Annotated in this window: 14 protein-coding genes; 4 read left to right on the top strand and 10 right to left on the bottom strand. The window is 64.9% G+C overall.

From position 1 onward, the window contains the following. Positions 1-81: 81 nt before the first annotated feature. Entirely contained in the window at positions 82-1,410 is a 1,329-nt protein-coding gene (locus P6U28_RS14610; RefSeq protein WP_407122531.1) for an MFS transporter, read from the bottom strand. Between the two features lie 398 nt (positions 1,411-1,808). On the opposite strand from P6U28_RS14610, the gene P6U28_RS14605 reads away from it, so the two are divergent. Both P6U28_RS14605 and P6U28_RS14600 read left to right on the top strand, forming a co-directional pair. Beyond that, the gene (locus P6U28_RS14605) at positions 1,809-2,042 is read left to right on the top strand and encodes a DUF2171 domain-containing protein (RefSeq protein WP_122403074.1); all 234 of its coding nucleotides are present in this window, start codon (positions 1,809-1,811) and stop codon (positions 2,040-2,042) included. A gap of 78 nt (positions 2,043-2,120) precedes the next feature. Continuing rightward, positions 2,121-4,418 (top strand): ComEC/Rec2 family competence protein, encoded by a 2,298-nt coding sequence (locus tag P6U28_RS14600; RefSeq protein ID WP_407123068.1) that lies wholly within the window; start codon positions 2,121-2,123, stop codon positions 4,416-4,418. 122 nt (positions 4,419-4,540) lie between these two features. On the opposite strand, the gene P6U28_RS14595 is transcribed toward P6U28_RS14600, so the two are convergent. The 6 genes from P6U28_RS14595 to P6U28_RS14570 form a co-directional block, all read right to left on the bottom strand. Beyond that, positions 4,541-4,975 carry a hypothetical protein gene (locus P6U28_RS14595; protein ID WP_162500262.1) on the bottom strand — a complete coding sequence of 145 codons (435 nt, stop codon included), beginning with the start codon at positions 4,973-4,975 and terminating at the stop codon, positions 4,541-4,543. A 552-nt stretch (positions 4,976-5,527) separates the two neighbouring features. Beyond that, a complete protein-coding gene (gene lexA, locus P6U28_RS14590; protein ID WP_122406646.1) occupies positions 5,528-6,229 on the bottom strand; it encodes a transcriptional repressor LexA in 702 nt (233 codons plus the stop codon). 175 nt (positions 6,230-6,404) lie between these two features. After that, positions 6,405-7,616, bottom strand: a complete 1,212-nt coding sequence (gene glp / locus P6U28_RS14585; protein WP_122406647.1) for a gephyrin-like molybdotransferase Glp — start codon at positions 7,614-7,616, stop codon at positions 6,405-6,407. Positions 7,617-8,165: 549 nt separating this feature from the next. Beyond that, on the bottom strand, positions 8,166-8,369 hold the full coding sequence (locus P6U28_RS14580; protein WP_122403076.1) for a hypothetical protein: 204 nt from the start codon (positions 8,367-8,369) through the stop codon (positions 8,166-8,168). A gap of 156 nt (positions 8,370-8,525) precedes the next feature. Continuing rightward, the gene (locus P6U28_RS14575) at positions 8,526-9,149 is read right to left on the bottom strand and encodes an HAD family phosphatase (RefSeq protein ID WP_122403077.1); all 624 of its coding nucleotides are present in this window, start codon (positions 9,147-9,149) and stop codon (positions 8,526-8,528) included. Positions 9,150-9,178: 29 nt separating this feature from the next. Next, on the bottom strand, positions 9,179-10,312 hold the full coding sequence (locus P6U28_RS14570; protein WP_122403078.1) for an alpha-hydroxy acid oxidase: 1,134 nt from the start codon (positions 10,310-10,312) through the stop codon (positions 9,179-9,181). A 303-nt stretch (positions 10,313-10,615) separates the two neighbouring features. On the opposite strand from P6U28_RS14570, the gene P6U28_RS14565 reads away from it, so the two are divergent. After that, positions 10,616-11,953 carry a S41 family peptidase gene (locus tag P6U28_RS14565; protein ID WP_122403079.1) on the top strand — a complete coding sequence of 446 codons (1,338 nt, stop codon included), beginning with the start codon at positions 10,616-10,618 and terminating at the stop codon, positions 11,951-11,953. Between the two features lie 83 nt (positions 11,954-12,036). Here P6U28_RS14565 and P6U28_RS14560 read toward each other — a convergent pair whose 3' ends face one another. Beyond that, complete coding sequence (locus P6U28_RS14560) at positions 12,037-14,772, bottom strand: EAL domain-containing protein (RefSeq protein ID WP_162500594.1); 2,736 nt, start codon at positions 14,770-14,772, stop codon at positions 12,037-12,039. 123 nt (positions 14,773-14,895) lie between these two features. On the opposite strand from P6U28_RS14560, the gene P6U28_RS14555 reads away from it, so the two are divergent. Further along, a complete protein-coding gene (locus tag P6U28_RS14555; protein ID WP_129145027.1) occupies positions 14,896-15,120 on the top strand; it encodes a hypothetical protein in 225 nt (74 codons plus the stop codon). On the opposite strand, the gene moaC is transcribed toward P6U28_RS14555, so the two are convergent. Both moaC and trpC read right to left on the bottom strand, forming a co-directional pair. After that, the gene (gene moaC / locus P6U28_RS14550) at positions 15,108-15,638 is read right to left on the bottom strand and encodes a cyclic pyranopterin monophosphate synthase MoaC (protein WP_122403081.1); all 531 of its coding nucleotides are present in this window, start codon (positions 15,636-15,638) and stop codon (positions 15,108-15,110) included. The two genes, P6U28_RS14555 and moaC, sit on opposite strands and share 13 nt — an antisense overlap. 1 nt (position 15,639) lies before the next feature. Beyond that, positions 15,640-16,461: an indole-3-glycerol phosphate synthase TrpC gene (gene trpC, locus P6U28_RS14545; RefSeq protein WP_407122530.1), complete on the bottom strand. Its 822-nt coding sequence runs from the start codon at positions 16,459-16,461 to the stop codon at positions 15,640-15,642.

The raw sequence follows: 16,461 nt of genomic DNA, 5'->3' as shown, positions 1-16,461 counted from the left end.
CCGTCGTCGCGCTGAAAGGCCGATGCGGCCATTGTGCAGGCCGTGCGGATCCTGCACCTAGACCTGCACAAGACCATTCCGTCACGATGCGGTTCTGGGCTCGATCGGCTGCCAGATGCTGATCTTGCGCGTCTCCGGCATCAGGAACAGCGCGAGCAGGAAGCATACCGCGGGGACCGCGATCGGGTAGATCAACGCGTAGCCGATGCTCCCGGTCGCCGCGAATGCCGCCGACGTGATGAACGGCACCAATCCACCACCCCAGCCGTTGCCGATGTGGTATGGCACCGATACCGACGTATACCGGATCCTGCCCGGAAAGAATTCCGCCAGGAACGCGCCGACCGGCCCATAGACCATCCCAACGTAGCAAACGAGGATGAAGATGATGAAGATCGCGGTCGGATAGTTGACGTTGCCGGGCTGCGTGACTGCTCCCAGCCATAGATACAGCGGATAGTACGTGATTGCGGCCAGCAGCATGCCGCCCAGGATTACCGGCTTGCGGCCGATCTGATCCGACAGCCAGCCGAAGAAAATCAGGCTCGGTGTGGCAATCAGCAGCGCGGCTCCCACGATATAGGCGGAGGTCAGCGGATCCAGCTTCGAGACCTGCTGAAGGAAGTACAGCGCCCAGAACTGACCGCTGTACCAGACCACCCCTTGCCCGATCAGGACCACGATTGCGATCCCGATGAATTTGATGTTCGAACTGAGGAAGGCCTCCCTCCACGGATTCGTCGTCATCTGGCCGCGGGCCCTGATTTCCTGGAAGATCGGCGTCTCCTGGAGCTGGAGCCGAATGTAGATTGCGATGGCCACAAGCAGGAAGGACACCAGGAACGGAACGCGCCACGCCCATTCGTCGAACGCCTGATTGCCGAACCAGGTCCGTGTCAGGATGATCACGGCCAGGGACACGACGATGCCGAGAGTCGGAGAGGTCTGCAGCCAGCCGGTGTAGTAGCCGCGCTTGTCGTCCGGAACATGCTCTGCGACATAGGTGATGGCGCCGCCATATTCGCCGCCCAAGCACAGACCCTGAATCATGCGCAGACCGAACAAAAGGAACGCCGCCGTCAGACCGATGGACTGGTAGGTCGGGATCAACCCGATTGCTCCCGTACCCAGTCCCATTCCGCTCAGCGTGATGAGGAACGTATATTTTCGCCCGACGCGGTCGCCCATCCATCCAAAGAGGAAAGCTCCCAACGGACGGATCAGGAATCCTGCAGTGAACAGCGCGATCGTGCTGAGGAGGGCTGCAACCGGGTGGGACTGCTCGAAGAACTTGACCGACAGAACTGCGGCCAGGCTGCCGAAGATATAGAAATCATACCATTCGATGACGTTTCCCACCGACGCAGCAACAATCACGCGGCGAAAATCGTTCGGTACTTGAATTGCCATGTGCTGCTCCTGTCAAATTCAAACGCTACTCTCGGCGCTTTTCAGCGTCCTTCGCTCGCGCGCTACGCTTGGTGCGCGACGCCACAGGCGAGAATTGCGAGTTGCGTCGGCAGCGCCAAATCTCAGGGAGGCTTGAGCCACCCGAGAAAGAGCTCCAGCGGTCGCTTCGTTACCGCGAGCTATCACAACCTGCCCGTATTGCCGGGGAGGCGGAGACGCAGTGTAGTCCCGCCGGGGCTGGCGTCTTATGAGACTTTCGGCTCAATCGACCGAACCGGGGCTGCCCAAGTCCTGCAAGTCCTGAGATGGAACGGGGTCGCCAACCGCGCTCGGCGATTTTGTCACGAACGAACGGAAAGGCCTCTCAGGCGTTGTGTGGGTCCAACGAGGATCCCGCCATGCAGAACATCGCAGAGCATATGGAAGTGATCGGCGCCGACGGCGTCCATGTCGGCACGGTCGACCGCGTCGAGGGCAATCGCATCAAGCTGACTAGGAAGGACAGTGGGGAAGGCAGCCACAAGGGGCACCATCACTTCATCGACAAGGGGCTCGTTGCCGATGTCGAAGGCAATAAGGTCCGGCTGTCCGCCAAGGCGTCGGTGGCCGTGACCATGGAAGAGGAAAAGTAGGGCCCGCCCGACTTCGTTCCTGATCTGTACCGCTATTCGCGCAGCCGCACGTTCCGGTAGCCTCCGCACCCGTCGCGTATCGTAAGGTGCAGGGGAACGGCGGAGCCGGGGCGGCCAGTACGCTCCCAGGGAGTTGCGGGGACGTGGCCGGTCGGCCGCGCCGCACCGGCTGGCGGCTTTGCGCCGGCGGGCTTTGGCGTCTGGCCGGCTAGCGTCGCAACGTTGCGCGAATGGGCCCGCGCCGAGGCCGGGCCTGGTCGGCTGTTGCCGTGGGTGCCGGTCGCCTTCGGCGGCGGCATCGCGCTTTATTTCGCCGCAGATCATGAGCCGGTGCCGTGGGTGGTCGTCGCGACCGCGGCCGTTCTCGCGCTTGGCGCCGTGCTGCTGCGGCGGAGCCGGTTGTTTGCGCCCGCGATCGTGATCGCGGCGGTCGCCGCCGGCTTTGCCACGGCGACCTGGAAGACGGCGCGCATCGCCCACATCGTTTTGGCCAAGCCGCTCTATTCGGTGTCGCTGTCGGGCTTTGTGGAAGCACGCGACATCCGCGAGCGCACCGATCGCTTCGTACTGCGTGTCAGCGCGATGGAGGCGCAACGCAGCGACGTGAAGCTCGAGCGCGTCCGCCTCTCGGTGCGCAAGGGCACGGCGCCTGAAGTCGGCAGCTTCGTGCAATTGAAGGCGCGGCTGTTGCCGCCGATCTCGCCGGTGCGACCTGGCAGCTATGATTTCTCGCGCGATATGTTCTTCCAGGGCATTGGTGCCTCCGGTTTCGTGATGGGCGCGATCACGGCTTCGGTGCCGCCGGATGCCGGCGGCTTGCGGCTGCGCTACGCCGCCTTCATGCAGGGCCTGCGCGATGCGATCGACGCGCGCATCCGCTCAACGCTCGAAGGCGACAACCGCGCGATTGCGACCGCGCTGCTCACGGGACGGCGCGATGCGATCAGCACGCCCGTCAACGACGCCATGTTCATCTCGGGGCTCGGCCATGTGCTGTCGATCTCCGGCTATCACATGGCGGTCGTCGCCGGCGTCGTCTTCTTCGCAGTGCGCGCGCTGCTGGCGCTGATCCCGGGACTGGCGGCCGGCTTCGCCATCAAGAAATGGTCGGCGGCCGCTGCGCTGGCGGCGGCAGCGTTCTACCTGCTGCTGTCAGGCGCGGAGGTCGCGACACAGAGATCGTTCTTCATGACCGCGGTGGTGTTGATCGCCGTGATGGTCGATCGCCGCGCCATCACCTTCCGAACCCTCGCTGTGGCCGCGCTGATCGTGCTCGCGGTCGCGCCCGAAGCGCTGGTGCATCCCAGCTTCCAGATGTCCTTCGTCGCGACGCTCGGGCTGGTGGCGCTGGTGCAGATCGGCATGCCGAACCTGCTTGCATCGCCCGATCATTCGACGACAGCGCGCATCGCGCTGTGGGGCGGCCGCGAGATCGCGATGCTGTTGCTGGCTTCGTTGATCGCGGGGCTTGCGACCACGCCCTATGCCGCTTTCCACTTCCATCGCGTGACGCCATACGGCGTGCTCGCCAATCTCGGCGCGATGCCGGTGGTCTCGGCGCTGGTGATGCCGGCGGGGCTTTTAGGGTTGCTCGCGGCGCCCTTCGGCCTCGACGGCGTGTTCTGGTGGCTGATGGGGATCGGCATTGACTGGATGGTCGCGGTCTCGCGCTGGGTGGCGGCCCTACCGGGCGCAGTTGGCCGCATTCCGGCGTTCGGAATCGCGCCGTTGATCGCGGCCAGCCTCGGGATCATCGTGATGGGCCTGTTGCGCACGCCCTTGCGCTTGTCCGGCGCCCTGGTGCTGCTGGTAGCGATCCTCTGGGGACTGTCGGTGCGGCAGCCCGATATCCTGATTGCCGGGGATGGCGCGAGCGTCGCGGTCCGGGGCGGCGACGGGCGTTTGCATGTGATCCGCGCGAGCAAGGATGGCTTTCTGCTGAGGGAATGGTTAGCCGCCGATGCCGATCCGCGCGATGCCGCCAACGCCTCGTTGGCGAGCGGTGTGTCATGTGACGAGTCCGGCTGCGTGGCGCCGCTTGCGGACGGGCGGCTGGTCGCGCTTTCTCTGCGCATCGACGCGCTGGCTGATGATTGCAGCCGCGCTGCGTTGGTGGTGACGGCGCGGCCCGCGCCGCCCGATTGCGCAGCGATGGTGGTCGATCGGTCGCGCCTTGCCAGTCAGGGCGCGCTGGCTCTGACGCAAAACGGAGAGGGTTTCTCGGTGCAGGTGGTGAGGGCGAGAGGCGCAAGCCGCCCTTGGCTGCCGGCCGGCGCCGGCGAGGGGGATTTCGACGGCAGCCTTGCGCCGAAGACGGCCGTGCCCCGCAATCGGGACGCAACGCCATCGGAGGCCGACTTGCAGGCTGACGATTGAGGATCGATGCGGAGGAGGCGCGGGATTCTGCAGGACGCAAACCATACCATCTCGCCGGCCTCAGCCGGCGATGGCATTTCAAGTTCTGGCCCTCGACAAATCGGCCGGGGGCGCGCCGACGATCAGCCGATCGGCAGGCGTGTGATCGTGGACCTCGTCTCGGCGACGATCTGCGGCTTGTGCTCGCGCTCGCCAACCGGCTGGGTCACCGGCAGTTGCAGCACGGTCGCGCGCTGGCCTTCGACGAGCTGCGTCACCAGCACGTACTTGCCGTCGGGAAATTCGATCGCGTCATGATGGCGATCGGGAATGTGCGGATCGATCTTGCCGAACTTGCCGACGCGGGAGTTGACGGTGCGCGTCCAGATCCAGCGGTTGTCGTAACGAACGTTGTCGGCGAAAGCGAGCTCCGTTCCCGGCAGCAGGCAGACCGCGACGGAGAGATCGGCTTCAGAGGCGAAGCCGCGTGTCGAGGTGCCGCGGAAGGTTGTCGTGACGATCGTCTCGCCGACTTCGGCAGGGCGCGTCGCGACGGCATGCAGGCTATAGTCACACATCGGGTGCTCCTCATGCGAAGATAGCAAGCCGCACCTCTCTTGGAGGCGCAGGCCTCTATCAGGGTGAAGCATACAACGTTCTGCTCGGTTGTGGGCAAATCTGCGGCTGGGCTTCGCGAGCCGCGATCACATTATCTTTCCCGGATTCGATAGGAACAAAGCCGACGCCTGTGCATTCGAACGGCGCCAATGTCAGCGCCCCGCGGGTGCTGACCGGCTCGCTTATTGCCGGCTCGATTGCGGAGAGCTGCGCATCACATTCCGCGCGTCGCGAATTCGTACTGGCTCGATTGCTTGCGCACATGGCGGTGCGACTGTGTGGCAATGGCCTGCGACGCTGATGCTGCGATCAGCGCTGCAATGATTGTCCATGAAACATCTGGCGGGTGGCGTCTCCTCGAAGCTGTGGCCGCGAAGCGATGTTGCTTCGTGCGGCGTGCCGAGGATCTCGCACCGGAAAAAGGACCGGATAGTCTGAGCAGAACCGGAAAGACCATCCAGCCAGAGCGGAAAATGATCCGCTCCAAGAGGTGTCCAACGACCGCAGACCGCTCAGTACTTCCGGTAGAGCCCGATCAGCTTGCCCTGAATCTTCACGCGGTTTGGCGGAAGAATGCGGACCTCGTAGGCGGCATTGGCTGGCTCGAGTGCGATCGAGGCGCCGCGGCGGCGGAAGCGCTTGAGCGTGGCCTCCTCGTCATCGATCAGCGCCACCACGATGTCGCCGGTATCGGCGCTCTCGTTGCGCTGGATCAGCGCCATGTCGCCATCGAGGATGCCGGCCTCGACCATCGAATCGCCGCGCACTTCGAGAGCGTAGTGCTCGCCCGCGCCGAGCATGTCGGGCGGTACGCTGATGGTGTGGCTGCGGGTCTGCAACGCCTCGATCGGCGTGCCGGCCGCGATGCGGCCCATCACGGGCACCGCGACGGGACGCTCGCCCTCGTCAACAGGCGGGCTGGAGCTCGCGCGCACCTTGCCGAGATTGCCCTCGATGACGCTCGGCGTGAAGCCGCGGCGATTGCCGGCAGCGGCCTGGAGTTCGGGCAGCTTGATCACCTCGATGGCGCGGGCGCGGTTGGGCAGGCGGCGGATGAAGCCGCGCTCCTCGAGCGCAGTGATCAGGCGATGAATGCCTGACTTCGAGCGCAGGTCGAGCGCATCCTTCATCTCGTCGAAAGACGGCGGCACGCCGCTTTCCTTCAGACGTTCGCTGATGAACCGCAGAAGCTCGTATTGTTTGCGCGTCAACATCTCGACCAAAGTCCCCCGGTTGATGTCGTTCGATTCCGAGACGATGAATTCAGCGATAAGCCGCTACATCCTCGAAACAAATCATGAACGGACACTATATGTTCGATATGTGTTCCGCAACTGCTTAATTTACGGTGAACGGGGCAAATCTCGCGGAATGCGTGTTCCGTGCAGCTCAGACGGGGAGCCGCAGCACCTCGCAAGGCGTGCCGGCCTCGGCCTTCGGCGCGAACGGCGCGCGTACGAGAAGTACCTGTGCCGCAGCGAGATTCGCAAGCAGAGAGGAGTCCTGATGGCGGACGGGAAGGGCGACGAGCGTGCCGTCGCCGCGCAGTTCCAGTCGCGCACGCAGATAATCCTCGCGCTGGTCATTGGCCCCGAGATCGCGGCCCAGCACGGCGCATTCGCGGCGATGATGAATCACCGAACGGCCTGACAGGGCGCGAATCAGCGGCACCATGAACAGGAAGGCGCACACGTATGATGACACGGGATTGCCGGGCAGGCCGATCACGCGCATGGCGCCGAGCCGTCCGTGCATCATCGGCTTGCCGGGCCGAATCGCGATCTTCCAGAACGCCATCGAGATGCCTTCGCCCTTCAGCGCCTGCTGAACCAGATCGTGATCACCGACCGATGCGCCACCGGTCGTGATCAGGATGTCGGCGCCGCTCTCGCGAGCGCGGCGGATGCCGGCGGAAGTGGCCTCCAGCGTGTCGGCGGCAACGCCGAGATCGATGGTCTCGGCGCCCTCGCTGCGGGCGAGCGCGTGCAGGGCATAGCCATTGGAATAGACGATCTGGCCGCGACCGGGCGCGGTGCCCGGCATCACCAGCTCATCGCCGGTGGCAAGGATCGCGACCCTCGGACGGCGGCAGACGGCGAGCTGCGGATGATTCATCGCAGCGGCGAGCGCGAGATCGCGCTCGGTGAGACGGGTTCCTTTGCGCAGCAGCACGTCGCCCTCGCGGAAGTCGACGCCGGCGGGACGAATGTGCCGTCCGGGAATCGCGGCTTCCTTGATCATGATGTGCTTGCCGTCGGCGACCGTGTCCTCCTGGATCACGACCGCATCGGCGCCGTCGGGAATAACGCCGCCGGTAAAGATCCGCACCGCTTCGCCGACGCCGACCGTTCCCGCGAACGGACGGCCCGCTGCGGCTTCGCCGATCACCGCCAGTCTGGAATCGATCGTTGCCGCGTCTGCCGCGCGCACGGCATAGCCGTCCATCGCCGACATCGCTTCCGGCGGCTGCGTGCGCCGCGCCGCGACGTCCCGCGCGAGCACGCGATGGTAGGCGGCGTCGAGGGCGACCGTCTCCTCGGCCAGCGGCTCTGTGCCTGCGAGCACGGCGGCAAGCGCGTCGGATACCGGCATCAGGGCCACGGCGAACTCCCGCAACAAATCGAACAAATCGAAGGACTCGGTCGGCAAAGTTCTAGCCGAGCGGAGGGGCTGAAGCAAAAGACCTCCTCAACCCGGCGAAAAGCCACACTTCCTTTCCGCACTGGCTGTCGATGACAAAACTGCTCGAAAAGGCACTTCAAGCCGTGCGGCGGCTTCCTGCGGATAGCCAGGACGAGATTGCGTGTTCGATATTGGCTTTGATCCTGACGTCGAAGCCCCGTTCCGCCGCTTCGAGCGAAGAGGCGCAGGTTCACGGAACGCGCGACCCACGATCTGATTAGCATTGCCGATTATGTTAGGGAGCACAGCCCGTAAGGCGCGTTGCGATCCTTGAATCGCTTCAACCGGCTGGACGAAAAGGCTGGCGAAATCGTCATTCTCACGATTCAGCATCCCGCACGGGAACGCGAGCACTCGGATGCCTAAGGTGGCTCAAGTCCGCCGCGGCATGATCCGGAAGGCGAGGCAGACCGGCACGAGGACGGCCATGGCGAGCACGAGAAGGACGAGCGCCACGGCCAGCATCGGTCAACGCTCCGTCGGATCGTCCGGACTGACGTCCGCGACGTCGGGCGCCCTGGGACCTTGATCCTTGTCGGGCAGCGGATCGGCCTGGGATTTCAGGTCGGCGGCCTTGCTGATCAGCTTGGCGGAGAGGTCAGAATCCGAGGTGGTTCTGGCGAATTCGAGCAGGAGCGAGGCTTGCTTGGTGAGATAGGTCTTGCCCAGCACGTCGATCAGTCCAATGTAGAAGTCCCAACGGACTCATGAGTCCGATGGGTGGTATTCCGTTCCCGGAACTCTGTATAAAAATGCACAAAGTGATTGGGTTCCTCATCGCGTGCAATTTAGTTTCGGGAACTGAGCACGAACCGGGCCTCCCGCGGCTCAGATACCCAGCGCTTTCAATGCGTTTCCGACGTCACGCGGCGAGGTGACATGCACGGTCTTCAAGCCGCGCGCCCGCGCTCCCTCGACGTTCTCGGCGAGGTCGTCGAAAAAGACAATGCGATCCGCCGGCACCCCGATCGCCGCCACGACGTGATCGAAAGCCTCCGCGTCCGGTTTGCGCAGTCCGATGCTGGACGACAAATACAGCTCGCGGAAATGGCCGAGCAGGCCGGCGTATTCTTTCGAGAAATAGTCCACATGCGGCCGATTGGTGTTGGAGAAGGCGTAGAGCGGCATCTGCTTCGCCGCGCGCGGCAGCAGCTCGGCGATATCTGGCATCTCACCGGCGAAGATCGCGTTCCAGCCTTCCAGGAACTGCGCGTCCGAGATGCCGATTCCGAGCGAGGCACGCAGCGAGGCGAAATAGTCCGCGTCGCTGATCTTGCCCATCTCGTGCAGCCGGTAGGCCTCGTCACGCACATAGCGCGCGACGATGGCCTCGGGCCGGCAGCCCGCATGTCCCGCCCAGCAGGCGATCGCCTTGGAGAAGTCGATGTCGAGCACCACGCGCCCGAGGTCGAACAGCAGCGCATCGGCGCTGCCGGGAGAGAGTGATGTCATTGCGTCCTTTTCACTTCAATATCGGCAACTCAGTAGCGATAGGGCTCATGGTCGAACAGCGGGAACGCGCTGAACACGCCGGGTGCGTTGGTGGCGGTCGCCGGATGCAGGCAGGATTTATCGATCTCGGCGAATGAGGTGGCGCCCAAGAGGCCAAGGCAGCGCAGCGCCTCGTCCTCCAGCAGCTCCAGCATTCGCGCGACGCCGCCTTCGCCGGCGGCCGCCAGCGCCCAGCACTGCAGCCGGCCGATGCCGACGAGGTCCGCGCCCGCCGCGATTGCCTTGACGATGTCGGTGCCGCGGCAAAAGCCGCCGTCGACCATGATCTTGGCGCGGCCCTTCACGGCATCGACGATCTCCGGCAGCACATGCATGGCGCCACGGCCGTGGTCGAGCTGGCGGCCGCCATGGTTCGAGACGTAGATCCATTCGACACCGTGCTCGAGCGCGATCTGCGCGTCCTCGGCGGTGGCGATGCCCTTCAGGATCAGAGGGATCTTGAACTTGTCCTTGATCATCTTGACGGTCCGCCACTCCAAGCCCTTCTGGAAATCGCCTCCGGTGGCGCGCAGGCGGCTCTCGCGCACATAGCGCTTGGCGATGTCACGTTCGCGACGGCTGTAATGCGCGGTGTCGACGGTCAGGCAGAAGGCGGCATAAGCGTTCTTTTCGGCCCGGCTGACGACATCGGCGACGAAGGCATCGTCGCCGCGGACATAGAGCTGATAGAGCCGCAGCGCGTCGGGCGCAGCCTCGGCGGTCTTCTCCAGGCCGGGCTCGGACACCGAGCTCAGCATGTGCGCCGCGCCGAAGGTGCCGGCGGCGCGCGCGACGCTTGCCGCGCCATCCGGATCGAAGATCTCGAGCGCGCCGACCGGGGCGAGCACCACCGGCAGGCGCATCCTGCGGCCGAGCTGCTCGACGGAACCATCGACCTTGCGGACGTCGCGCAACACGCGTGGCCGGAAGGCGATCTCGTCAAGCGCCATGCGGTTGCGCCGCATCGTGGTCTCGGTCTCGGCCGCTCCGACGATGTAGTCCCAGGCATTCTGGTTGAGGTTGGCGCGCGCCTTCCGGATGAACTCGTGCAGGTTCTGGAACGGCTCGTTGCTGGCGCCGAGTTCGACGTTCCGTTCCGGCCGGATGCGGGGCGCTTCATTCATTGTTGTCCTCCCGAGAATTTGAAGTCTTGTCGCCATCGCCTATCGCGTCCGGCCCTCCAAAACCATCCTAAAATCGCATAGCTGTGAGGCGCGGGCGGCCGACCGGTTTCCGCTTTGCGCGAAACAGTTTCGGAACGTTGCCAAAAGTTTAGGCCAAGGCGAAGGGATTTCTTCGGCGCGGCCGCTAGCGCGGCATCCGGCCTTGAAGAAACCGGAATGGTATTGTGAGAAGCGGGCTGGATCGCCATTTGCATGGCGCCCCCCAGCCCCAAGAGAACCGCCAAGCAAAAGGCTAGCCCATCCATGCGGAAAACCCTGCTGTTCCCCCTGGGCGCGCTCACTGGAGCGTGTCTGACCCTTCTGGTAGCCAGCCCGCACAGCGGAGTATGGGCGGCACGGGCGGCGGCGAGCGCGGATGATGCCTACTCCCAGCTCAATCTGTTCGGCGCGGTGTTCGAGCGCGTCAAGGCCAGCTATGTCGAGAAGCCCGACAATGCCAAGCTGATCGAGGGTGCGATCACCGGCATGGTGACCTCGCTCGATCCGCATTCACGCTACATGAACGCCAAGGCCTGGACCGAGATGCAGGAGACCACCTCCGGCGAGTTCGGCGGCCTCGGCATCGAGGTCACGATGGAGGACGGCCTCGTCAAGGTCGTCTCGCCGATCGACGATACGCCGGCCTCGAAGGCCGGCATCATGTCCGGCGACCTCATCAGCAAGATCGACGGCGAGGCCGTGCTGGGTATGACGCTCGAGCAGGCGGTCAACAAGATGAAGGGACCGGTCGACACCAAGACCAAGCTCACCATCGTGCGCAAGGGCGCGGACGCCCCGCTCGACGTCGCAATCACGCGCGAGATCATCCATGTGCGCCCCGTGCGCTTCCACGTCGAGAACGGCGACATCGGCTATATCCGCGTCACCTCGTTCAACGAACAGACCACCGACGGCCTGAAGAAGGCGATCGCCTCGATCTCCAAGCAGGTCGCCCAGGAGAAGCTCGTCGGCTACGTGCTTGATCTGCGCAACAATCCGGGCGGGCTGCTCGACCAGGCCGTGTCGGTGTCGAGCGCCTTCCTGCAGCGTGGGGAGGTCGTGTCGACCCGCGGCCGCAATCCGGAAGAGACCCAGCGCTTCACCGCGCATGGCGGCGATCTCACCAAGGGCAAGCCGCTCGTGGTGCTGATCAATGGCGGCTCGGCCTCGGCCTCGGAGATCGTGTCTGGCGCGCTTCACGACCACAAGCGCGCGACGCTGATCGGCACGCGCTCGTTCGGCAAGGGCTCGGTGCAGACCATCATTCCGCTCGGCGCCGGCAATGGCGCGCTGGCGCTGACCACGGCGCGCTACTACACGCCGTCGGGCCGTTCGATCCAGGCCCAGGGCATCGCGCCCGACATCGAGATCCTCCAGGACGTGCCGCCCGAGCTGAAGGGCCGGATGGACACCATGGCTGAATCCCAGATGCGCGGGCATTTGCAGGCCGCCGACGGCACCGAGCAGACTGGATCGCAGTCCTATGTCCCGCCGGAAGAGAAGGACGACAAGGCGCTGCACGCGGCCTATGACTTCCTGCACGGCGTCACCGCGAATGCGGTCGCCGCCAAGCGCGCGACGAAGGCTGCGGTTCCGAATTAAATCCGACGACCTCCAGATATGGATCGCCCGGGAGTGGATCACCGCTTCCGGGCGAATTCGTTTGGGGACGCGGTCTCGAACACCTAACCGGCCTCGCGGCGGCGACCCTCGCTGCCTTCGCGTCGCGCGAGCCGGCTGCGATGCAGCGCGAATAGCTCCAGCATCTTGTCGGCCGGCTTGGCGGCGCTGAACAGATAGCCCTGCATCTCGGCGCAGCCGAGCGTGCGAAGCAGGCGCCGCTGCTCCTCGGTCTCGACACCCTCGGCCGTGGTGGTCATGCGGCGGGCAGCCGCCAGATTGACGACGGCCTGGACGATGCTGGCGGAGCCGTCGGGGCGGGCGATGTCGTCGACGAAGCAGCGGTCGATCTTGATCTTGTCGAAGGGGAAGCGGTGCAGATAGCTCAGGGATGAGTAGCCGGTGCCGAAATCGTCGAGCGCGATGCGCACGCCGATGGCACGAAGCTGGTGCAGGATCGCGAGCGCGGCATCGTCGTCGCGGATCAGGACCGCCTCGGTGATCTCGAGCTCGAGCCGGCTCGCCGGCAGGTTCGACGCGGCGAGCGCGGCCATGATCTTCAGCGCCAGCGTGCCGCTCTTGAACTGCACCGGCGAGACGTTGACGGCGAGGCGGATGTCGTCGGGCCAACCCGCCGCGTCCCGGCACGCGGTCGCCAGCACCCATTCGCCGATCTCGTTGATCAGGCCGGTGTCCTCGGCGATCGGGATGAATTCGGCCGGCGAGATCATGCCGCGCTCGGGATGGCGCCAGCGCACCAGCGCTTCGCAGCCGGTGATGCGGTCGTCCTTGAGGCCGAGGCAGGGCTGGTAATACACCTCGAGTCCGCCTTCGCGCCCCCCTTGGGCAATGGCGTGGCGCAGGTCGCTCTCGAGCTGGCGCCGCTCGCGAACCTTGGCGTCCATGTCCGGCTCGAAGAAGCGGAAGGTACGCCGCCCGGTCGACTTGGCCGCGTACATCGCCATGTCTGCGTTCTTGAGGATCTGGTCCAGCATTGTTCCGTGTTCCGGCGCGAGCGCAATGCCGATGCTGGCGTCGGTGGTGAGATGATGGCCCATGCAGTCGAACGGCGTGCGGATGGCTTCGAAGACCCGCGCGACGAGCTCGTTGACCTGGTCCAGCGACGTCGCCGCGCTCTGTACTATGGCGAATTCGTCGCCGCCGAGTCGCGCCACGAAGTCCGCCGGGCCGGCACAGCGGCGAAGGTTCGCCGCGACCGATTTCAATAGCTCGTCGCCGACGAGATGGCCGAGCGCGTCGTTGACGCTCTTGAATTCGTCGATATCGATGTAGTGCACCGCGATCTGTTCGCCGTCGCCGACCGCAGCCAGCTGATGGCGCAGATGCTCGTGAAACATGGCGCGGTTGGGCAGGTCCGTCAGCGCGTCATAATGAGCGAGGTGGGTGATGCGCTCCTCGATGCGGCGGCGCTCGGTGATGTCTTCATGGGTCGCGACCCAGCCGCCATCAGCGAGCGGTTCGTTGAGGATGTGGATCGAGCGGCCGTCGGAAGTGTCGATCACCATTGAATTACGGACATGGATGTCCTTCAGCACGAGCGCGACGTAAGCGTCGACGTCGCCCGCGAACGAGCCGGTTGCCTTGCAATGGGCGATGGTGTCGTGGAAGCTGGAGCCGGGCTTTACGATCTCGGCCGACAATCCATACATCTCGATGTAGCGCTGGTTACAGACCACGAGCCGCTGCTCGGCGTCGAACAGCAACAGGCCTTGGGTCATGTTGTTGACGGCGCGGTCGAGCCGCTGCTTTTCCAGCGTGAGCCGCTCGCGCGAAAGGCGGTGCTGCTCCAGCAGCTTGCGAACGATCGCGATCAGCAGGCCTGCGATGGCGAGCGCTGACGAGGCGGCAACCGAGATCAGGATGCCGATCTGCTCGCGCCAGTCCGTCAGGGCCGCCGCGCGCGTCGTGGTGGCCATCATCAGGATCGGGAAATGGGGCAGGGCGCGCGAGGAGATCAGCCGGTCCTCTCCGTCGACAGGGCTTACGAAACGGCCGGCGAAGTGATCGAGCCCGAACACCCTCTGGAGCTCGAACGCGCCGCTTTTGAAATTCCGCCCCATCAATTCGCTGGAATGGGGATAACGGGCGAGCAGCGTGCCGTCCCGATGCAGCATCGAGATCGTCGCGCCTTCGCCGAGCACGACGGAGGCGAAGAATTTTTCGAAGTTGGCGGGCTCGATTCCGCGCCCGACGATACCGAGGAACTCGCCGCTTGGCCCGACGATCTTCCGGGCCACCAGAATGGTCCATGCGCCGGAGATGCGGCTATGCAACGGCTCGATCAGGACATCAGGCGCATTGGGATCATACTTGAAGGAGCGAAAATAGGCGCGGTCGGCCATCTTGACCCCGGGAACCGGCCATGCCGTCGACGAATTGATCAGATTGCCTTCGGCATCGATGATGTTGACACCGCCGATATAGGGCAGCGCCTCGATCTTCGACCGCAGCATCCGGTGGACGTCCTCGCCCGAGAGGCGCTTGCGAAAGTCTTCCGCGGTCGTGATTCCGGTCGTGCGGACGTGGTCGACGAAGTCCTTCTGGATGACCGCGAAATCCTGCAATTGCTGGTCGAAATGGTGAGCGAGCAGCAGCACCGTGTTTTCCAGCTCGCGGCCGGAGTTGCGCAGCGCGCGCTCGCGGAAGTTCTGTGCCATCAGCGTTGCGCCAACGGCGATCGCGGCGATCAGGAAGATCCCGCCCACCACCAGCCAGCGGATCGGCCCGCTGCGCGTGAGCACGGCCTGGTCGACGAGGCGGTTGCGGAATTTGGTCATGATCTCGATCGCTGTCGTACACACGCCAGGATCAATTCTTGAGCCCGGGCACATCCGTTGGTTTACGGGAACGGCGTGGAGGTAAAGTTAGGAAGCGTGGTTAACGCAGGATGAAGGCGCGCGCACATGCAAACGATGCGCGGCACGGCGAGATGCAGCAATTCCCCGAGTGTGCCGTGGTCTCGATCCCTGCCGGTCGTCGCAACGCAACCGGTGCTTAACCATCTCACGTGCGCGCTCAATGACGCGCTCGCGCCGTTTCCATTGCGGGTGGCGGCACGCGCCGGGCGCGGCGCGCTGCTGTCGGCAGCGCGCGAGGATGCGCTTGCCGCCTGCGATCAGACGCGATAATGGCCCGACTTGCCGCCGAGCTTCTCGACGAGATGGATGCCTTCTATGTGCACGCCGCGTTCGACCGCCTTGATCATGTCGTAGATGGTCAGGCAGGCAACCGAGACTGCGGTCAGGGCCTCCATCTCGACGCCGGTCGGGCCCGTGACCTTCACGCTGGCGCGAACGAGGCAGCCCGGCAGTTTTGCGTCCGGCTCGATGTCGACCGTCACCTTCGACAGCGCGAGGGGATGGCAGAGCGGGATCAGCTCGGAAGTGCGCTTGGCGGCCATGATGCCGGCGATGCGCGCGGTGCCGAGCACGTCACCCTTCTTGGCATTGCCGGAAACGATCAGGTCGAGCGTTGCCTTGGTCATGACGACGCGGCCTTCCGCGACCGCAAGCCGCTCGGTCGCGGGCTTGTCCGAGACGTCGACCATCCGCGCCTCGCCGGAGGCGCCGATATGGGTGAGCGCGGGACCGGCGTTGGATTTGGCCGTCCTCGTCGTGCCTGGCTTCTTGGCTGGCTTGCGCGCCATGTCAGCGCGTGCCCGTCGCGCGCGCCGTCGTCTCGCGCGCGAGCAGCGCGCGCGTCGCCGCGGTGACGTCGGCCTGCCGCATCAGGCTCTCGCCGACCAGGAAGGTCGACATGCCGACGCGCTCGAGCCGGGCGAGATCTTCGGGCGTGAAGATGCCGCTCTCGCCGACCATCAGCCGGTCGCCGGGGATGAGCGGCGCCAGGGCCTCGCTGGTCGCGAGCGTGGTCTCGAAGGTGCGCAGATTGCGGTTGTTGACGCCGATCATCGGCGACCGCAGCTTCAGCGCCCGGTCGAGCTCGGCGCGGTCGTGGATCTCGATCAGCACGTCCATGCCATAGGCGATGGCAGCATCTTCGATATCCCTGGCAGCGGCATCATCGAGCGCCGCCATGATGATCAGGATGCAGTCGGCGCCGTGCGCGCGCGCCTCGACCACCTGATAGGTATCGAACATGAAATCCTTGCGCAGCACCGGCAGTGACGTTGCCGCGCGCGCCGCCACCATGAAGTCGAGATGGCCCTGGAACGACGGCGTGTCGGTCAGCACCGAAAGGCAGGCTGCGCCACCCGCCTCATAGGCTTTTGCGAGTGCCGGCGGGTCGAAATCGGCGCGAATGAGACCCTTGGAGGGCGAGGCCTTCTTGATCTCGGCGATCAACGCATAGTCGCCATCGGCATGCTTGCTCTTGATCGCTCGCAGGAAACCACGCGGCGCGGAGGCGGCCTTGGCTTGCGCCTCCACGGCGGAGAGCGGACGCGTCCGCTTCGCTGCCGCGATCTCCTCGCGCTTGTAGGTCTCGATCTTGGTCAGGATGTCGGACAT

Origin of the sequence: Bradyrhizobium sp. STM 3561 (genome assembly GCF_045571455.1) — a bacterium.
Lineage (GTDB): Bacteria > Pseudomonadota > Alphaproteobacteria > Rhizobiales > Xanthobacteraceae > Bradyrhizobium > Bradyrhizobium vignae.
This window is presented reverse-complemented; position numbering and strand designations above follow the sequence as displayed.